At 73.3% G+C, this 16877-nt stretch carries 20 protein-coding genes; 11 read left to right on the top strand and 9 right to left on the bottom strand.

The genetic code is table 11. The annotated features are described in order from the left end of the window. Positions 1-8: 8 nt before the first annotated feature. The 6 genes from IE096_RS19680 to IE096_RS19655 all read right to left on the bottom strand — a co-directional run bounded on the left by IE096_RS19680 (position 9) and on the right by IE096_RS19655 (position 3295). Positions 9-350, bottom strand: coding sequence for a DUF2516 family protein (locus tag IE096_RS19680; protein ID WP_189453498.1), 342 nt, complete (start codon positions 348-350; stop codon positions 9-11). Between the two features lie 108 nt (positions 351-458). Beyond that, positions 459-1052, bottom strand: a complete 594-nt coding sequence (locus IE096_RS19675) for a hypothetical protein (RefSeq protein WP_189453496.1) — start codon at positions 1050-1052, stop codon at positions 459-461. Positions 1053-1069: 17 nt separating this feature from the next. Further along, entirely contained in the window at positions 1070-1510 is a 441-nt protein-coding gene (locus IE096_RS19670; RefSeq protein ID WP_189453495.1) for a helix-turn-helix domain-containing protein, read from the bottom strand. A gap of 77 nt (positions 1511-1587) precedes the next feature. After that, entirely contained in the window at positions 1588-2076 is a 489-nt protein-coding gene (locus IE096_RS19665) for a nucleoside deaminase (protein WP_189453492.1), read from the bottom strand. 72 nt (positions 2077-2148) lie between these two features. Then, a complete protein-coding gene (cynS, locus tag IE096_RS19660; RefSeq protein WP_189453490.1) occupies positions 2149-2619 on the bottom strand; it encodes a cyanase in 471 nt (156 codons plus the stop codon). 70 nt (positions 2620-2689) lie between these two features. Further along, positions 2690-3295 carry a carbonic anhydrase gene (locus IE096_RS19655; protein ID WP_189453488.1) on the bottom strand — a complete coding sequence of 202 codons (606 nt, stop codon included), beginning with the start codon at positions 3293-3295 and terminating at the stop codon, positions 2690-2692. Positions 3296-3433: 138 nt separating this feature from the next. Here IE096_RS19655 and cynR point away from each other — a divergent pair, with 138 nt between their 5' ends. The 6 genes from cynR to IE096_RS19625 all read left to right on the top strand — a co-directional run bounded on the left by cynR (position 3434) and on the right by IE096_RS19625 (position 7895). After that, positions 3434-4345: a transcriptional regulator CynR gene (gene cynR, locus IE096_RS19650; protein ID WP_189453486.1), complete on the top strand. Its 912-nt coding sequence runs from the start codon at positions 3434-3436 to the stop codon at positions 4343-4345. A 202-nt stretch (positions 4346-4547) separates the two neighbouring features. Continuing rightward, positions 4548-5390, top strand: a complete 843-nt coding sequence (locus IE096_RS19645) for a putative protein N(5)-glutamine methyltransferase (protein WP_189453484.1) — start codon at positions 4548-4550, stop codon at positions 5388-5390. A 30-nt stretch (positions 5391-5420) separates the two neighbouring features. After that, complete coding sequence (locus IE096_RS19640) at positions 5421-5825, top strand: helix-turn-helix domain-containing protein (protein ID WP_229820378.1); 405 nt, start codon at positions 5421-5423, stop codon at positions 5823-5825. Between the two features lie 61 nt (positions 5826-5886). Beyond that, the gene (locus IE096_RS19635) at positions 5887-6297 is read left to right on the top strand and encodes a VOC family protein (RefSeq protein WP_126915413.1); all 411 of its coding nucleotides are present in this window, start codon (positions 5887-5889) and stop codon (positions 6295-6297) included. A 61-nt stretch (positions 6298-6358) separates the two neighbouring features. Then, on the top strand, positions 6359-7141 hold the full coding sequence (locus tag IE096_RS19630) for a GNAT family N-acetyltransferase (RefSeq protein ID WP_189453482.1): 783 nt from the start codon (positions 6359-6361) through the stop codon (positions 7139-7141). Between the two features lie 85 nt (positions 7142-7226). Next, positions 7227-7895 (top strand): ScbR family autoregulator-binding transcription factor, encoded by a 669-nt coding sequence (locus IE096_RS19625; protein WP_189453479.1) that lies wholly within the window; start codon positions 7227-7229, stop codon positions 7893-7895. An 18-nt stretch (positions 7896-7913) separates the two neighbouring features. On the opposite strand, the gene dtd is transcribed toward IE096_RS19625, so the two are convergent. After that, positions 7914-8339: a D-aminoacyl-tRNA deacylase gene (gene dtd, locus IE096_RS19620; protein ID WP_189453477.1), complete on the bottom strand. Its 426-nt coding sequence runs from the start codon at positions 8337-8339 to the stop codon at positions 7914-7916. A gap of 158 nt (positions 8340-8497) precedes the next feature. Here dtd and IE096_RS19615 point away from each other — a divergent pair, with 158 nt between their 5' ends. From IE096_RS19615 to IE096_RS19600, 4 genes are all read left to right on the top strand, one after another. After that, positions 8498-9139, top strand: a complete 642-nt coding sequence (locus IE096_RS19615; RefSeq protein WP_229820377.1) for an RsiG family protein — start codon at positions 8498-8500, stop codon at positions 9137-9139. A gap of 111 nt (positions 9140-9250) precedes the next feature. After that, positions 9251-10240: an asparaginase gene (locus IE096_RS19610; protein ID WP_189453475.1), complete on the top strand. Its 990-nt coding sequence runs from the start codon at positions 9251-9253 to the stop codon at positions 10238-10240. Between the two features lie 146 nt (positions 10241-10386). Continuing rightward, positions 10387-11640, top strand: a complete 1254-nt coding sequence (locus IE096_RS19605; RefSeq protein ID WP_189453473.1) for a GNAT family N-acetyltransferase — start codon at positions 10387-10389, stop codon at positions 11638-11640. A 141-nt stretch (positions 11641-11781) separates the two neighbouring features. Beyond that, positions 11782-12375: an NADPH-dependent FMN reductase gene (locus tag IE096_RS19600; protein WP_189453472.1), complete on the top strand. Its 594-nt coding sequence runs from the start codon at positions 11782-11784 to the stop codon at positions 12373-12375. Between the two features lie 35 nt (positions 12376-12410). Here IE096_RS19600 and IE096_RS19595 read toward each other — a convergent pair whose 3' ends face one another. Then, complete coding sequence (locus tag IE096_RS19595) at positions 12411-13220, bottom strand: SDR family NAD(P)-dependent oxidoreductase (protein ID WP_229820375.1); 810 nt, start codon at positions 13218-13220, stop codon at positions 12411-12413. A gap of 105 nt (positions 13221-13325) precedes the next feature. On the opposite strand from IE096_RS19595, the gene IE096_RS19590 reads away from it, so the two are divergent. Then, positions 13326-16580, top strand: a complete 3255-nt coding sequence (locus IE096_RS19590; RefSeq protein ID WP_189453470.1) for an AfsR/SARP family transcriptional regulator — start codon at positions 13326-13328, stop codon at positions 16578-16580. Here IE096_RS19590 and IE096_RS19585 read toward each other — a convergent pair. Further along, a complete protein-coding gene (locus IE096_RS19585) occupies positions 16469-16819 on the bottom strand; it encodes an ArsR/SmtB family transcription factor (protein ID WP_189453468.1) in 351 nt (116 codons plus the stop codon). The two genes, IE096_RS19590 and IE096_RS19585, sit on opposite strands and share 112 nt — an antisense overlap. Positions 16820-16877: the final 58 nt, after the last annotated feature.

Raw genomic sequence — 16877 nt, 5'->3', positions numbered from 1 at the left:
CTCCGGGGTCAGCGGCCGCCGTTGTACGGGCCGTACGGGCCGTCCGAGCTGGAGCCCCGGCGGCGCGGGCCGCCCCGGCCGGAGACCTGCCGCAGGGCGGGGCGCACGTCGACCATGTAGACGATCGTGGCGATCAGGCCGAGGATCGGCAGGAAGTTCAGGATGCCGAAGAAGAGGTTCACGGCGATCGCGATACCGAGGATGATCAGCCAGAAGCCCTTGGACTGCTTGTCCGCCGCGCGGTAGGCGTCCTCCCGGCGGACGGCCGCGTCGACGAAGGCGACGACCGTGAAGACCAGCAGCCCGATCGACACCCAGGACAGGACCTCGCCGAAGCCTTCCACCAGCATGCCGCCCACCTCTCAGTGCGTCCGTTGCCCACCGTACCCGGAGAACGATCCGGGCAGGTGGTCCGTGCCCGGATCGTTCCGCGCGCTGCGTGCTGCGGCGCGGGCGGCCTAGGCGTCTTCACCGGCCTTGGTGTCCGCCTTCTTCGCGGCGGCGGGCTTGCGGGCGGCGGTCCGGCGGGCGGCGGGCTTGGACGCGTCGTCCGAGCCGTCCGATCCTTCCGCGGCGGCGGCAGGCTGGTCGTCCTTGGCGGCGGCGCCGCTGTTCCCCTCGCTGCTGCCCGGCTCCACGGCGACGGCGATCTCGGAGAACCCCTCGGCGGCCTCGCCGCGCCAGGTCTTCACGGCCGTGCGCCCGCGCTCGGCCAGCTTCTCGAACTGCTCACCGGCCTGGGCCGCCACCGCGACGACCTGCCCCACGCCCTGGAGCGCCAGGTCCTGGGCCTTCTGGCCGAGCTTCTTGGCGTCGGTGTCGACGGTACCGACGAACTCGGTGACCTTGGCGGTCACCTGCGTCTGCACCTCCTTGGCCTGCTGCTTCACCCGCCCGCCCAGCTCCTTGGGGTCGGTGTTGCGCAGCTGCTCGAAACGGCCGGGGGCCTCGGCGACGAGCTGCCCCACCTTCTCCGCCGCGAGGTCCGCGGCGCCGGCGGTGGCGTAGAGGGTGTCGGTGGCCGTCTTGCGGATGTCCTGAGTGAGGGCCATGGCGAAGGGTCTCCCGATCAGCTCGAAGGGTTGCTCTGGTCGTCGTCCGTCTTGCCCGTGCCGCCGCTCGTCCCGCCCGGACCGCTCTGTTCGGGAGCGGTTCCGGGTGTGGCGAGGGCGTTCTCCTTGCGGAAGGACTCGTAGATCTGGAGCAGCACCTGCTTCTGCCGCTCGTTGATCGAGGGGTCGGCGAGGATCACGCTGCGGACCTCCGCCTCTTCCCGGTCCCGCTGGTCGAGCATCCCGGCCTGCACGTACAGCGTCTCCGCGGAGATCCGCAGCGCCTTGGCCAGCTGCTGCAGGATCTCGGCGCTCGGCTTGCGCAGGCCGCGCTCGATCTGACTGAGGTACGGATTGGACACTCCGGCGGCTTCCGCGAGCTGCCGCAGCGTCAGCTGCGCGGTGCGCCGCTGCTCGCGGAGGTACTCGCCGAGATTGCCGACGTTGAGTGATGCCATGGTGCCGATGGTGCCGCAGCTTGCTAACTATTGCAAGCGGATGCTTGCAATAGTTTTCCGCCAGTCGGGGAGTGGCGCTAGGCGCCGGCCACGTGGCGTTCGCCGCCGTTGCGCTCCTGCCAGAAGCGGTAGACCTCGACGGCGTCCTCGCGGGGCTCGTGGCGCATGGGCAGCCGGCGCTGGTCCCAGTTCTTGCCGAACTCCTCGTAGAAGGTGTTCAGCTCGAAGTACTTGCGGTCGTCGACGTAGTGCGGTTCGTAGGCGTCGCGGGTGGTGAGGAAGACGACCTCGTCCGGGGAGCAGTAGTAGAGGGAGCCCAGGCACATCGGGCAGGGGTGGGCGAGGACGTAGATGGTGGTGCCGGTCAGGTGCTCGGTGCCGAGCTTCACGCACGCCTCGCGGATGGCGAGGATCTCGGCGTGGGCGGTGGGGTCGTCGGTCTGGGCGACCTTGTTCGCGCTCTCGGCGAGGATCTCCCCGTCCTTGACGATGACCGTCGCGAACGGGCGGCCGCCTTCGGCGACGTTCTGCCGGGCGAGGTCGATGGTGCGCTGGATGAAGTCCATGAACGGGCCTTTCCGGTGAGCGGGAGGGGTGAGGAGGGGAGGGGCGGGGCCGGTGGGCCCCGCCCCTGGCGGTCAGAACGGCTTGGTCGGCAGGTACTTGCCGTCCAGGGTGATGACGGCGCGCTCGCCGCCCTCGGGGTCGGCGACCTTCTTCACGTCCAGCTTGAAGTTGATCGCGGAGATGATCCCGTCACCGAACTCCTCGTGGACCAGGGCCTTGAGGGTGGTGCCGTAGACCTGGAGCATCTCGTAGAAGCGGTAGATCGTCGGGTCGGTGGGGATGCCGCCGGGGATCGAGCCGCGGGTCGGGATGGTCTGCAGGAGCAGCGCCGCGTCCTCGTCCAGGCCGAGCAGCTCGGCGACGGCCTTGGCGGACTGCTCCGGCAGGGGGTGCTGGCCGAGGACGGCGGCGGTGGTGAAGGCGACCGACAGGCCGGAGGCGTCGGCGATCTGCTGCCAGGTCAGGTTCTTGCGGGTCTTGGCCTCGACAGCGGCGTTGGCCAGGGCTTCGCGGGCGGTCGGGTCGAACTGGGCGTGCACCATGAGAGGGGCTCCTTTTTTGGGGTGGGGTGGTCCGGGATGGTCCGGAGTGGGATTCGGGACGGGTCCCGCGTCAGGACGCGAGGGCGGTGCCCGCGCCGGTGACGTCGAGGGCTTCGACGCGCCCGGTGGCGATGTCGAAGACCCAGCCGTGCAGCGCCACCTTCTTCTCCGCCAGCGCCCGGGCGACGGAGGGGTGGGTGGTCAGGTTCGTCAGCTGCGCGTACACGTTCTGGTGGACCAGGGCGCCGGTCTTCTCCGGGCCGGTCGCCATGCCGGCGGTGCGGGCCACGGCGGCGTCCGCGTGCCGCAGCCAGTCGGCGACCACCGGCGCGCCGGACAGGTCGTGGCCTTCGGCCAGGGCGGTCATCGCGCCGCAGGCGGAGTGCCCGCACACCACGATGTCGGTGACGCCCAGCACGGCGACGGCGTACTCGATGCTGGCCGTGACCCCGTTCGCGCCGGGCGTGTAGGCGGGAACGAGGTTTCCGGCGGTGCGGATGACAAACAGCTCGCCGGGCTCGCCCTGGGTGATCAGCTCGGGGACGACGCGGGCGTCCGAGCAGCCGATGAACAGCGTGTGCGGCGTGTGATGCGTGGCCAGGTGGGTGAAGAGGTCCGCCTTGGCCGGGAAGACCTCGCGCTGGAACCGCGCGACGCCCTCGGTGAGGTCCTGCATGGGTCACTCCCTTCGGTAGCCGTCGAGCCCGTGGGGCCCGGCGAGATCCACCATGCATGAGCTGCACCTATAGAGTCCAAGAGTTGCTCTCCATGGGAGCTATTGGTGCTGTCTATAGCGCTGTCTATAGTGAGCCCCATGGCCGCCCTGGAACTGCGTCACCTGCGCTATCTGCTCGCCGTCGCGGAGCACGGGAACTTCACCCGCGCCGCCGAAGAGCTCCACATCTCCCAGCCCACCCTCTCCCAGCAGATCAAACAGCTGGAGCGCACGGTGGGCGTGCAACTGCTGGACCGCACCGGCCGGACCGTACGGCCCACCGACGCGGGCACGGTCTACGTCGAACACGCCCGCCGGGCGCTGCGCGACCTCGCCGCCGCCGAACGCGCCGTCCACGACATGCAGGACCTCTCCCGCGGCCACCTCCGCCTCGCGGTCACGCCGACGTTCACCGCCTACCTCGTCGGCCCGGTCGTCGCCGAGCTCCACGCCCGCCATCCGGGCATCACCCTGACCGTCACCGAAGCGACCCAGGACCGTATCGAGGCCGGTCTGGCCGGTGACGAGATCGACCTCGGCATCGCCTTCGCCGGGCCCCACCCGCCCGGCATCACCGCCACCCCGCTGTTCACCGAGACCCTCGGTCTCGTCACCGCGGCACAGCACGCCCCCACCGCCACCGGCTATGAGCCCCTGCCCGTCCAGGCCCTCGAACGGCAGCAGCTCGCCCTGCTCAGCGCCGACTTCGCCACCCGGGGCCACATCGACGCCTACTTCGCCCGCCACCGGGTCCAACCGCGCATCGCCGTGGAGGCCAACTCCATCCAGGCCCTCACCGAGATCGTCCGGCGCGCCCCCCTGGCCACCGTCCTCCCCGACGCCATCACCCACGACCACCCCCACCTCACCCCCGTCCCCCTCGACCCGCCCCTGCCCACCCGCACCGTCGCCCTCCTCACCCGCGAGGGCGCCTACCGGTCCGCCGCCACCCGCGCCTTCACCCGCCTCGTCCAGGACCACGTCGCGACCCGCGCCTACACCCCGGCCTGAGCGGAGGGCGGCCCGGAAGCGGCGCACCGGGAGGGGTTACCATCACTCCTGCAAGAAACAGGGGCCCCGTGAAGTGGGCCCGGACAGAAGGAGGTGAGACCGATCAACGCTGTGTCAGGTCGGGTGCTCTCGTCCCGCGACGTCGTGGTCGTGCCGGTCTAGGTGGACCGGGAGGGCGCCCTTCGTACCCCGAAAGGCTCCCGTGTCGGTTTCTTTCGCCGCTTCCGCGGCTCTGCGACTTTTTTCCTTCCGTAATGCCGTCATCTCCACGCTGCGCGCCGCCGGTTGCGTCTTCGCCGAGGACGAGGCGGAACTGATCCTCTCCGCGGCGGGCTCGCCGGACGAGCTCCACGCCATGGTGGACCGGCGGGCGGCCGGGCATCCGCTCGAACACGTCGTCGGCTGGGCCGAGTTCCGCGGCCTGCGGATCGCGGTCGACCCCGGTGTCTTCGTACCGCGCCGGCGTACCGAATTCCTCGTCCAGCAGGCCGTCAGCCGTGCCCTGCGCCGTGGGCCGGACGTGGTCGCCGTGGACCTGTGCTGCGGGTCCGGTGCGCTGGGCGCGGCGCTGGTGGCCGGGGTGGGGGAGGCTGGGGCGGGGACGGGCGTCGAGCTGTACGCCGCCGACATCGACCCCGCCGCCGTGCGGTGCGCGCGCCGCAACGTCGCCGCGTCCGGCGGGCGGGTCCTGGAGGGCGATCTGTACGCGCCGCTGCCCGCCGCGCTCCGCGGCCGTGTCGACGTCCTGCTCGCCAACGCCCCCTACGTTCCCACCGACGCCATCGGGCTGCTGCCCGCCGAGGCGCGGGTCCACGAGGCGCGGGTGGCGCTGGACGGCGGCCCGGACGGGCTCGATGTCCAGCGGCGCGTGGCCGCCGGGGCCGCGCGCTGGCTGGCGCCCGGCGGGCACCTGCTGATGGAGACGAGCGAGCGGCAGGCGCCCCGCACGGCCCGGACGTTCGCGCGCGGCGGGCTGGAGACGGCGGTCGTCCACTGCGAGGACCTGGGCGCCACCGTGGTCATAGGGACGCTCCCACAGCGCTGACCTGCGTTTCCACGCCCGCCATATGGTGGGATGAGCGGTGTGAACCGTGCCGCCGTCGAGGACACCAACCGCCGGATGCTGCGGGCGCGGGACGCCATGGACCGCGCCTACGCGGAGCCCCTGGACGTCCCCGCCCTCGCCCGTATCGCCCATGTGTCCGAGGCGCATTTCAGCCGTACCTTCCGCGCGACGTTCGGGGAGACCCCGCACCGCTACCTCCAGCGGCGCCGCGTCGAGCGGGCGATGTTCCTGCTGCGCGAGACCGGGCGCGCGGTCACGGACATCTGCTTCGAGGTCGGTTTCGGCAGTCCCGGGACGTTCAGCCGGACGTTCCGGGACATCGTCGGCATGTCACCCCGTGATTACCGCAAGCAGGCGGTCGCGCAGCACGTGCCCACCTGCTTCGCCATGGCGTGGATCCGGCCCGGCTCGTAAGGGCTCGTAGAGAGCAGTTTTGGATAAGTTTTCGGGCGCCTGGCCGAATAACGTTTCCCTCATGTTCAACGCCATCACGCACTCGCAGATTTACGTCCTCGACCAGGACGAGGCCCTCGACTTCTACGTCGGCAAGCTGGGCCTGGAGATCACCGCCGACATCCCCCTGGGCTTCATGCGCTGGCTGACCGTCGGCGTCCCCGGTGACGCCGGCCGCCAGATCCTGCTGGAGCAGCCGGGCGGGCCGATGATGTCCGACGAGACGGCCGCGCAGGTGCGCGACCTGGTCACCAAGGGCGCGATGGCCGGCTGGCTCATCCTCACCACGCCGGACTGCCACAAGACCTACGAGACGCTGCTGGCCAAGGGCGTCGAGTTCACCGAGCCGCCGACCGAGCGCCCCTACGGGATCGACTGCGGGCTGCGCGACCCGTTCGGCAACCGCATCCGCTTCACGCAGCCGAAGGTCTGACGGGCCGCGCTCCGGCGGTAATTCCGTTGCCGCCCGCCCCGGCCGGTGCTGGGGTGTGCGGATGGACAAGGACACGGTGGCGGCGCTCCTGCCGCTCTACGACCGTGAGATGCGGGAGGGCGTCCGGGCCGACGGACCCGGCGCCCGGGTCGAGCGCACCGGCAAGGTCGTCCGGCACGTCGGCGCGGACGCCGACGGCTGGAACGGCGTCGTCTGGTCGGACCTCGACGAGGACACGGCGGACGCCGCCATCGCCGAACAGGTGGCGTACTTCGCCGCGCTCGGCCGCGAGTTCGAGTGGAAGCTGTACGGCCACGACCTGCCGGCCGACCTGCCGCGCAGGCTGCGGGCGGCCGGTTTCACGGCCGAGCCCACGGAGACGCTGATGGTCGCCGCCGTCGCGGACCTCCCGGCCGGCTCCGGGCCCCCGGAGGGGATCCGGCTGCTCCCCGTCACCGACGCGGCCGGCGTCGACCTGGCGGTGGCCGCCCAGGAGCGGGCGTTCGGCGAGTCCCGGGAGCAGCACCGGAAGCTGCTCCTCGACCAGCTGGACTCGGACGTTCCGCTCGCGGTCGTCGCCATGGACGGGGACGTTCCGGTGAGCGCGGCGCGGATGGAACTCCACCCCGGGACGTCCTTCGTGAGCCTGTGGGGCGGCGGTACCGCGCCGGAGTGGCGGGGGCGGGGGATCTACCGCGCGCTCGTCCACCACCGGGCGCGGCTGGCGGCCGAGCACGGCTACCGCCATCTGCACGTCGACGCGTCGGCGATGAGCCGGCCGATCCTGGAGCGGCTGGGGTTCGTGGCGCTGGGGACGACCACGCCGTATGTTCTCGTGCCGTGAGGGTGCCGTGAGGGCTTTCGGGCCCTCCGGGTCCTGTCCCGCCCCGGAGGCGGAAATATACCTACTCGAAGGTATATTGCCGCTCATGGTGAACGAGGCGAACGATCCGGCGGCGTGCACCTCGGCGACCGCGTTCCCGGCCCGGACGATCGACTGTGCCCGGGGGCCCGCCCCCAAGCAGGACCGGTCGATCCGCACCAAGGCCCTCGTCCTGCGCGCGGCCGCCGAGCTCTTCGCCGCGCGCGGCTTCCGGCACACCTCCGTCAAGGACGTGGCGGACCGGGTGGAGATGACCAAGGGCGCGGTGTACTTCCACTACCCGTCCAAGGAGTCGCTCGCCGTCGCCGTCGTCGAGCACCACTACGCCCGCTGGCCCGAACTGCTGGAGGAGATCCGGGAGGAGGGCCTGGCCCCGCTGGACACCGCCGCCGAGATGCTGAACCGGGCGGCCGTCGCCTTCCGCGACGACGTCGTCGTCCAGGCGGGCGCCCGGCTCCAGCTCGAACGCCCGGAGATCGACGCCACGCTCCCCACGCCCTACGTCGACTGGACCGAGCTGCTCACCGGGCTGCTGACGGCCGCGCGCGACGAGGGCCGGCTGCGCGAGGGCGTCGATCCGGCGGCCGCCGCGCGCTCGCTCGTCGCGGGCTTCTTCGGCATGCAGCACATCTCGGACGTGCTGGAGCACCGGGCCGACATCGTGGAGCGGTGGCGCGAGGTGGGCGGGCTGATGTTCTTCGCGCTCCGCGCGTAGCCCCGTGCCGGGTGGTCCTCAGACCTCCACCAGCACCGTGAACGGCCCGTTGTTCGTCAGCGACACCTTCATGTCCGCCCCGAACACCCCCGTCTCCACCCGCGCCCCCAGCGCCCGCAGCTGGGCCACCACCTCGTCGACGAGGGGCTCCGCGACCGGGCCCGGGGCCGCCGCGTTCCACGTGGGGCGGCGCCCCTTGCGGGCGTCACCGTAGAGGGTGAACTGCGAGATCACCAGGAGCGGCGCCCCCACGTCCGAACAGGACTTCTCGTCCGCCAGGATCCGCAGGCTCCACAGCTTCCGTGCCAGCTGCGCGCAGCGCTCCGGCGTGTCCTCGTGCGTCACCCCGACCAGCACGCACAGGCCCTCGCCGACGATCTCGCCGACCACCCGGCCGTCCACGGCGACGCTCGCCCCGTCCACCCTCTGCACCACAGCACGCATACGGACCATGATGCCCTGCGCCCATTCAGGTCCGTTCGGGCGGAGAGGCCCTGCGCACCGGGCGCACCGGGTGGCACGATGCGTGCAAGGCGGTGCTCTTCGCGGCCATCGGCAAGGCGATCCGTGCCGCGCACCGCCGCCCGAGGGGACGGAACCGCATGACGAAGGACCTCACGGAGGGCCTCACCAAGGACCTCACGGACCTCGAAGAGCTCAAGCGGCTCAAGGACTTGAAGGACCTGACGGCAGTGGACAGCTTGCAGGCCAGACCGCCGAGCCAGCGCTCCGGGCGGCAGGCGGACGTCCCCGGGCGGCGGCTGAACGAGCTGCGGCTGAACGAGCTGCGCGCGATGCGCCGGGACGCCCGGCGCGACGAGGCGGACCTCAGCTATGTGCGGCGGCTCCTCCAGGGCCGCATCGACATCCTTCGGGCGGAGCTGGCGCGCCGGGCGACGCCGGGTTCCCCGCTGGTGGAGCGGCTGCTGGTGGAGCGGCTCTCGGAGATCCTCGCGGACGGCCCGTCCACCCACCGTTCCTCGGCCCGCCACGTGACGCTGGGCACCCCGCGCGGGGAGGAGTACCGGCGGCTGGCGGAGGACATGCTGTCGGAGGTCGAGCTGTCCGACCTGGGCGCCCGGACGGACGGGGAGCTACGGGCCGGTATGGGCCGGCTGGTGGCGTACGAGCGGCAGGTGTCCCTGCGCCGTCAGGGACTGCAGCGCACCACGGACGATTGCAGCGCCGAGATCGCACGCAGGTACCGTGAAGGGGAAGCACAAGTGGACGACCTGCTCTCGTGATCGTGTGACACCCACGGACCGCCGGGTGAGACCAGCGGACCACCGTGTGACATCCACGGACCACCGGGGCGGGCCTGTGACCACCACCCCCCACCCCCCGGAAGGCCGACGATGACCTCCTCGACCCTTGACGCCACCGCCGCGCGGATCGGCATATCCCGGCTGTCCCCGGTCCTCGCCGAGGTCGTCCGCTCCGGCTTCGTCGAGGGCGTGCACCGCGGCTCGCTGGTGCTGCTGGCCGCCGACGGCAGCGTCGAGCTCGCGCTCGGCGACCCCGCGGCCCCTGTCTACCCGCGCTCCGCCAACAAGCCGATGCAGGCGGCCGCCGTGCTCCGCGCCGGGCTGGAGCTCTCCGGGGAGCGGCTGGCGCTGGCGGCGGCGAGCCACTCCGGAGAAACGTTCCATCTGGAGCTGGCGCGGACCATGCTCGGTGAGTTCGGCCTCTCCGAGGAGGACCTCCAGACCCCGCCCGACCTGCCGCTGGACCCGGTCGAGGCGGAGGCGTACCTGGCCTCGGGCCTGGCCCGCCACAAGGTCACCATGAACTGCTCCGGCAAGCACGCGGCCATGATCGCCGCCTGCGCGGCCAACGGCTGGCCCACCGAGACCTACCTCGACCCCGCCCACCCCCTCCAGCGGCTGGTCCTCGACGTCGTCGAGACGGTGACCGGCGAGCCCGTGCACCACGTCGGCACGGACGGCTGCGGCGCGCCCCTGATGGCGCTCTCGCTGACCGGGCTGGCCCGGGCGTTCCGCTCCTTCGTGCTGGCCGCGCCGGGCACGCCGGAGCGCGCGGTGGCCGACGCGATGCGCGCCCACCCCGAGTACGTCGCGGGCACCCGCCGTCCCGACACCTGGATCATGCGCGAGGTGCCGGGCGCGCTGTCGAAGATGGGTGCCGAGGCCGTGCAGGCCCTGGCCCTGCCGGACGGCCGGGCGCTGGCCTTCAAGATCGACGATGGCGCGGCGCGTGCCATGGGGCCCGTGCTGGCCCGTGCTCTGGCGCTGCTGGGCGTCGAGTCGCCCGTCCTGGCCCGGATCGCCGAGGCGCCGCTGCTGGGCGGCGGGCAGCGGGTCGGGGAGATCCGCGCGGCCTTCTGACGCGCGCGGGGCGCGGACGCCGGTACCGCCCGCTGAGGGTCCTTCCCCTGAGCGGGTCCTTCCGTCTGGGCAGGTCCTGTTCCGGATCGTTGACGGTCGTAGGAAACCGCGTGCGCCGCGCCCCGGCCCGCCCCTAGCGTGCTCGCATGACCGCGAGCACCGGCATCGAGATCCGTACCATCGGCGACGACGACGTCCCGGCCTGGACGCGCGCCATGCACACCGGTTTCCTCCGGCCCCCCGTGGCCTCCAAGGAGGAGGTCGAGATACGTCGTGCCGGCATGGATCTCGACCGCACGCAGGGGGCCTTCGATGGTGGGCGCTGTGTGGCGGCCTTCCGCAGCTTCGCGCAGCGGCTCACCGTGCCGGGCGGGGCGTCCGTGGCGGCCGACGCCGTCTCCAACGTGTCCGTCTCGCCCACCCACCGCCGGCGCGGGCTGCTCGGCCGGATGATGGCGAACGACCTGCGGCTCGCCAAGGAGCGCGGCGACGCGGCGGCGACGCTGATCGCCGCCGAGTGGCTCATCTACGGCCGGTACGGCTTCGGTCCCGCCTCCTGGACCACCGAGTGGGAGGTGGACGTGGCCCGTGCCGGCCTGGACCGCCGCTACGCGGGGCCCACGGACGGCGGGCGCGTCGACTTCGTGGACCCCGGCACGGCGCGCGAGCTCGGCCCCGCCCTCCACGAGCGGCTGCGCGCCACGCGGCCCGGCTTCGTCGACCGCGACGAGCGCTGGTGGCGACGGGCCACGGGCGATCTCCGCCCGGCCGGCCGGCCGTGGACCGAGCCGTTCTACGTCCTCTACCGCGCCCCCGACGGCGCTGTCGACGGCCTCCTCGCCTACACCGCCCAGGACACCTGGGAGGCCAAGCGCCCGCACGGCACCGCCTCCGTGCTCGACCTGATCGCGGTGAGCACCGAGGCCGAACGGGCCCTGTGGCACTTCCTGCTGTCGGTCGACTGGATCACCACCGTCCGCTCCGGCTTCCGCGCCCCCGACGACCTGCTCCCCCTGCTGCTGCCCGACCCGCGCGCCGCCAAGGTCACCACGCACGCCGACCTCCTGTGGCTGCGCCCGCTGGACGTGCCGGCCCTGCTGGAGGCCCGGACGTACGCCCACCCCGGCACGCTGGTCGTCGAGGTCGCCGACCCGGACGGCTACGCGGGCGGGCGCTTCCTGCTGGAGGCCGGGCCGGACGGCGCCCGCTGCGCGGCCACGAGGCGCCCGGCCGATCTCGCCCTCGCCGCGCGCGACCTGGGCACCCTGTACCTGGGCGACGAGTCCGTCGTACGGCTGGCCGCGCTGGGCCGGGTCGCCGAGGAGCGGCCGGGCGCGGTGGCGCGCGCCGAGCTGATGCTGCGCACGGCCCGGCGGCCGTGGTGCCCGGACGTCTTCTGAGCCGTCCGTTCGCGCGGTGCGGTTGCCCGGAAATCCGCGCTTGACCTCAAGCATGCTTGAGGTAAGAGGCTTCTTCCCAGCGGCCCGAAGGGCCCTGCCCCCACCGGGCAATCAGCCGAACCGCAGAGAAGAGGACCCGTCATGTCCGAGACCCCCTACCGCCTCGCCGTCGTCGTCGCCTCCACCCGTGAGGGCCGGTTCGGTCCCACGGTCGCCGAGTGGCTCGCCGACCAGACCGCACGGCGCGACGACATCGACGTCGACGTCATCGATCTCGCCGAACACCCGCTCCCCGTCAGCCTGTCCAAGGACCCGGGCCCCGAGGTCGCCGCCGTGCTCGCCGCAGTGACCCCCCGGCTGGCGGCGGCCGACGCCTTCGTCGTCATCACGCCCGAGTACAACCACAGCTACCCGGCGTCCCTGAAGAACCTCATCGACTGGCACTACACCCAGTGGCAGGCAAAGCCGGTCGCCTTCGTCTCCTACGGCGGTCTCTCCGGCGGCCTGCGCGCGGTCGAGCACCTGCGCCCCGTCTTCGCCGAACTGCACGCCGTCACCATCCGCGAGACCGTCAGCTTCCACAGCCCCTGGGGGAAGCTGGACGCCTCGGGCCGCCACCTGGACGAGGAGGCGGGCCAGTTGGCCGCCGGTGCCGCGAAGGTGATGCTGGACCAGCTCTCCTGGTGGGCCGTCTCCCTGCGCGAGGCCCGCGCGACCCGCCCGTACGGCGGGTGATTCCCCGCGCCCCGGCCGTCGCTGGCCGGCTCTCGCTACCCGGCCGGGAGCACGGCGACGACGCTCTGCGCCAGCCCGCCGTCCACCGGCAGCTTCACGCCGGTGGTGAACGTCGCCTCGGCGGCCAGGAACAGCGCGGCCCGCGCCACCTCGTCGGCCGAACCGTGCCGCCGCATCGGCGTGCTGGCGTCGCCCAGCTCCCTGAAGTGCAGCCGCTCCTCGTCGGACAGGGCGGCCACGCCCATGGTGGGGGTGTCGATGAAGCCGGGGCTCACGGCGTTGACCCGGATGCCCTGCCCGGCCAGCTCGGCGGCCAGCACCTGGGCGAACGCCCACACGGCGGCCTTCGAGCCCGCGTAGACGCCCATGCCGGGCGCCCCCATGGAGTCCGCGACGCTCGTGGTGAACACGATCGCCCCGCCCTCGCGCAGCAGCGGGATCATCCGCTGCGCCGTGAAGAACGCCCCCTTGGCGTTGACCCCGAACTGCCGGTCGTAGGACTCCTCGGTGACCTCCGCGACCGGGCCGAGCTCCGCGACCCCGGCGTTGACGAAGAGGTAGTCGACATGGCCGAGGACCTCCTCGGCCGTCGCGCCCAGCGCGGCGATGTCGTCGAGGCTGGTGGCGTCGGAGCGGACGACATGGGCCCGGGCGCCGAGCTCCTCCTGGGCCCGCAGCAGGTGCGCGTCTCTCAGGCCGGTCAATAACACCTCCGCCCCGCCCGCGACGAGGCGTCTGGCGATGGCCAGCCCCGTGCCCATGGTTCCGCCGGTGATGACGGCCTTCTTACCGCCGTGACGAGGCTCGTCGGTGAACATGCCCGTGGTTTCGATGGAAATCGCCATGACCGTACTCTTTCGCGTCCCACTGACGCCCCGCTGCGGAAGAGCTGACGGTCCACGGTCATGTCAGCCCGGCCGGGAGCGGTCCGCTGAGCTACGGTCGACGGCATGCGGTTCGGGGTGCTCGGTCCACTGACGGTGTGGGACGACGCGGGGGATGCGGTCAGGGTGCGCGAGGCGAAGGTCCGCGCGCTCCTGACGGACCTTCTGGTGCACGAAGGCCGGCCGGTTCCCACCGACCGGCTCGTCGACGACCTGTGGGGCGGCGCGCCCCCCGGCAACCCCGCCAACGCCCTCCAGGCCAAGGTCTCCCAGCTGCGCCGGACCGTCGGCCGCGACCGCGTCCTCCACACCCCGCCCGGCTACCGGCTCCGCCTGGAGGCCGGCGACACCGACGCCGACCGCTTCCAGGCCCTCGTCGCCCGCGCCCGGTCCGTCGCCGGGCCCCGCGAGCGCGCCGCGCTGCTCACCGAGGCGCTGGGCCTGTGGCGCGGCCCGGCCTACGCCGACTTCGCCGACGCCGCGTACGTCCGCGCCGCCGCCCTGCGCCTGGAGGAACTCCGGCTGACCGCGCTGGAGGAACAGGCCGAGGCCCGGCTCGAACTGGACGAACACGGCCGCCTCGCCGGCGAACTCACCGCGCTCGTCGCCCGGCACCCGCTGCGCGAACGGCTGCGCGCGGTCCAGATGCGCGCCCTGTACCGGGCCGGGCGGCAGAGCGAGGCCCTCGCCTCCTACGCCGAACTGCGCGAACGCCTCGCCCGCGAGCTGGGCCTGGACCCGGGACCGGAACTCACCGCCCTCCACCAGGCGATCCTCACCCAGGCCCCGGAACTCGCCGGCCGGGCCCCCGCCCTGCCGTCCGGCCCGGCGGCCGTACGCACCAACCTGCCCGCCCCCCTCACCGAACTCATCGGCCGCGAGGACGCCACGGCCGAGGTGACCGCCCTGCTGCGCACCGGACGGCTGGTGACGCTCACCGGGCCGGGCGGCGTCGGCAAGACCGTCCTCGCGGTCGAGGCCGCGGGCCGGCTCGTCGGCGGCCGCTTCGACGAGGTGTGGCTGGCGGAGCTGGCCGGTCAGCACGGCGACGCCGACTCCCTGGCCGAGGTGATCGCCGGAGCCATGGGCGTACGCGACGACGGGGCGCCGCACGGCGCGCCCGCGCCGCTGTCGGCCGTCGAACGCCTCGGCCAGCGGCTGCGCGACCGGCGGGCCCTGCTGATCCTCGACAACTGCGAGCAGGTCGTCGAGGCCGCCGCCGAGCTCACCGACCGGCTGCTGCGGGCCGCGCCCGGCCTGCGCGTCCTGGCCACCAGCCAGGAGCCGCTGGGCCTGCCCGCCGAGACCGTGCGTTCCGTCGAACCGCTGCCGCAGGCCGACGCGGTACGGCTGTTCACCGTCCGCGCGGCCGCCGCCGCGCCCGGCTTCGTCCTGGACGACCGCAGCAGGGGCGCCGTCGACGTCATCTGCCGCCGCCTGGACGGGCTCCCGCTCGCCCTCGAACTCGCCGCCACCCGCGTCCGGGCGCTGGGCGTCCGCGAACTCGCCTCCCGGCTGGACGACCGCTTCCGCCTCCTGACGGGCCGCAGGCGCGGCGCGCCGCGCCGGCAGCAGACGCTGCGGGCCGTCATCGACTGGAGCTGGGGGCTGCTGACCGTCCCCGAACGGACCGTGCTGCGCCGGCTCGCCGCGCACACCGACGGCTGCACACTGGCGGCGGCGGAGGCCGTCTGCGCGGGCGAGGGCGTCGCGCGCGAGGACGTACTGGGCCTGCTGGCCCGGCTCGTCGACCGCTCCCTGGTCCTGGTGACCGACTGCGAGCGGGGCCCCCGCTACCGGCTGCTGGAATCCGTCGCCGCCTACGCCACCGAGCGGCTGCGCGAGGTGGCGGACGAGACGTGCGTGCGCCGGCGGCACCTGCGCTACTACGCCGACCTCGCCGAGCGCGCCCGCCCGTACCTCCACGGCGCCGAACAGCGCGAGTGGCTGCACCGGCTGGACGCCGAGAGCGGCAACATGCGCGCCGCCCTCGACACGGCCGTGCGCGAGGGCGCGGCGGACGACGCCCGCCGGCTGGTGGGCTCCCTGGCCTGGTACTGGCTGCTGCGCGGCCGGCTGGGCGAGGCGCGCCGCTGGGCGGAGGCGGCCCTGTCGACCGGCGAGTCGGGCGAGATCCGGGCCGTGCACAGCGGCTTCGCGCTGCTCTCGGGCCACCGGGCCGAACCGCCGGCGTACGAGGGGCTGGACGGGCCGGGCGTCCGGTCGAGGGCCCGCTGGTTCCTGGCGTACGCCCTGTTCAACACCGGTGACCTGGCCGCCAGCGAGAAGCAGACGGAGCTGGCGCTCGCGGGCTTCCGGGAGCACGGCGACCGCTGGGGCGTCGCCGCCGCCCTCGCCCTGCGCGCCACCCACGCGATGATCCGCGGCGAGCTGGCCGCCGTCCGGCGTGACGGCGAGGCCAGCGCGGCCCTCTTCCGGGAGCTGGGCGACCGGTGGGGCCAGCTCCAGAGCGTGGCCCCGCTCGCGACCCTGGCCGAGATCGGCGGGGACTACGCGCGGGCCGAACGGCTGCTGAACGACGCCCTGATCATCGCCGAGGACCTGGACCTGGCCACCGAGGTGTCCTTCCTCCTCTCCCACCTCGGCCGGATCGCCCTGCTGACCGGCGACCGGGGCGCGGCCCGGGAGCTCCACGAACGGGCCCGGCGGACGGCCGTGGCCCAGGGCTTCAAGTTCGGCGAGATCCACGCCGAGCTGGGCCAGGCGCTCTCGGCCCGGCGGGACGGGGACCTCGCCACTGCGGAAACGATTCTTCTGAAGATCCGCGACTGGTACGACGCGGTGTCGGCGGAGCCGGGCAATCCGCTGGTCCTCGACGAACTGGGCTTCGTCGCCGAGCTGCGCGGCGACGCGGTGGCGGCGTGGCTGCTGCACCGCGAGGCGCTCGAGATCGCCCGGCTGATCGGCGACCCGCGCGCGATGGCCCTGCCCCTGGAGGGCCTCGCCGGCGCCGCCGCGCTCGGCGGCGAACCCGGGCTGGCCGCGCTCCTCCTGGGCGCCGCCGCCGGCGCCCGCGCCTCGGCGGGCGCGCCCCTGCCGCCCGCCGAACGCGGCGACGTCGACCGCGTCACGGCGGGCGCCCGGGCGGCCCTGGGGGAGGAGGTCTTCACGGTGTCCTTCGCCCGGGGCACGCGGCTGGGGCTGGCGGTGCTGGGGGCGGAGGCCCCGGCTTTTGTCGCAGGTGGTGCTCAGGACGACGCGGGCGTCCAGGCGGCGACCAGGTCGAGGAGGCCGGGGAAGCGGGTGTTGAGGTCGTCGACGCGGACGTGGCTGCGGCGCTCCAGCCCGTACTGCCGCTGACGGGTGACGCCCGCCTCGCGCAGGGCCTTGAAGTGGTGGGTGAGCGAGGACTTGGGGCGGTCCAGGCCGAACCAGCCGCACGGGTGGTCGAACTGCTCTGACTCCAGGAGGAGTTTACGGACGATCCCCATGCGCAGGGGGTCGCTGAGCGCGCCCATGACCGTCTCCAGGCGGATGTCGTCGACCGCGGGCTCCGGGAGGGGCTCGGGCAGGTCGTCGGGGGTGGGCTGGACTGTCATGACCGCTCCCTGGCAGCGCCGTTCTCTGTGCGAGCTTCTTGTACGAGTTCGATCGTAC

It is taken from the genome of Streptomyces abikoensis, from assembly GCF_014648775.1.
Classification (GTDB): domain Bacteria; phylum Actinomycetota; class Actinomycetes; order Streptomycetales; family Streptomycetaceae; genus Streptomyces; species Streptomyces abikoensis.
The sequence above is the reverse complement of the archived record's forward strand: the minus strand, read 5'-3'. Positions and strand labels throughout refer to the sequence as shown.

What these genes read in the sequence shown, in the direction of transcription:
- IE096_RS19680 (WP_189453498.1), bottom strand. Translation starts at nt 350, where the DNA reads ATGCTGGTGGAAGGCTTCGGCGAGGTCCTGTCCTGGGTGTCGATCGGG.
- IE096_RS19675 (WP_189453496.1), bottom strand. Translation starts at nt 1,052, where the DNA reads ATGGCCCTCACTCAGGACATCCGCAAGACGGCCACCGACACCCTCTAC.
- IE096_RS19670 (WP_189453495.1), bottom strand. Translation starts at nt 1,510, where the DNA reads ATGGCATCACTCAACGTCGGCAATCTCGGCGAGTACCTCCGCGAGCAG.
- IE096_RS19665 (WP_189453492.1), bottom strand. Translation starts at nt 2,076, where the DNA reads ATGGACTTCATCCAGCGCACCATCGACCTCGCCCGGCAGAACGTCGCC.
- cynS (WP_189453490.1), bottom strand. Translation starts at nt 2,619, where the DNA reads ATGGTGCACGCCCAGTTCGACCCGACCGCCCGCGAAGCCCTGGCCAAC.
- IE096_RS19655 (WP_189453488.1), bottom strand. Translation starts at nt 3,295, where the DNA reads ATGCAGGACCTCACCGAGGGCGTCGCGCGGTTCCAGCGCGAGGTCTTC.
- cynR (WP_189453486.1), top strand. Translation starts at nt 3,434, where the DNA reads ATGGCCGCCCTGGAACTGCGTCACCTGCGCTATCTGCTCGCCGTCGCG.
- IE096_RS19640 (WP_229820378.1), top strand. Translation starts at nt 5,421, where the DNA reads ATGAGCGGTGTGAACCGTGCCGCCGTCGAGGACACCAACCGCCGGATG.
- IE096_RS19635 (WP_126915413.1), top strand. Translation starts at nt 5,887, where the DNA reads ATGTTCAACGCCATCACGCACTCGCAGATTTACGTCCTCGACCAGGAC.
- IE096_RS19630 (WP_189453482.1), top strand. Translation starts at nt 6,359, where the DNA reads ATGGACAAGGACACGGTGGCGGCGCTCCTGCCGCTCTACGACCGTGAG.
- IE096_RS19625 (WP_189453479.1), top strand. Translation starts at nt 7,227, where the DNA reads ATGGTGAACGAGGCGAACGATCCGGCGGCGTGCACCTCGGCGACCGCG.
- dtd (WP_189453477.1), bottom strand. Translation starts at nt 8,339, where the DNA reads ATGCGTGCTGTGGTGCAGAGGGTGGACGGGGCGAGCGTCGCCGTGGAC.
- IE096_RS19615 (WP_229820377.1), top strand. Translation starts at nt 8,498, where the DNA reads ATGACGAAGGACCTCACGGAGGGCCTCACCAAGGACCTCACGGACCTC.
- IE096_RS19610 (WP_189453475.1), top strand. Translation starts at nt 9,251, where the DNA reads ATGACCTCCTCGACCCTTGACGCCACCGCCGCGCGGATCGGCATATCC.
- IE096_RS19605 (WP_189453473.1), top strand. Translation starts at nt 10,387, where the DNA reads ATGACCGCGAGCACCGGCATCGAGATCCGTACCATCGGCGACGACGAC.
- IE096_RS19600 (WP_189453472.1), top strand. Translation starts at nt 11,782, where the DNA reads ATGTCCGAGACCCCCTACCGCCTCGCCGTCGTCGTCGCCTCCACCCGT.
- IE096_RS19595 (WP_229820375.1), bottom strand. Translation starts at nt 13,220, where the DNA reads ATGGCGATTTCCATCGAAACCACGGGCATGTTCACCGACGAGCCTCGT.
- IE096_RS19590 (WP_189453470.1), top strand. Translation starts at nt 13,326, where the DNA reads ATGCGGTTCGGGGTGCTCGGTCCACTGACGGTGTGGGACGACGCGGGG.
- IE096_RS19585 (WP_189453468.1), bottom strand. Translation starts at nt 16,819, where the DNA reads ATGACAGTCCAGCCCACCCCCGACGACCTGCCCGAGCCCCTCCCGGAG.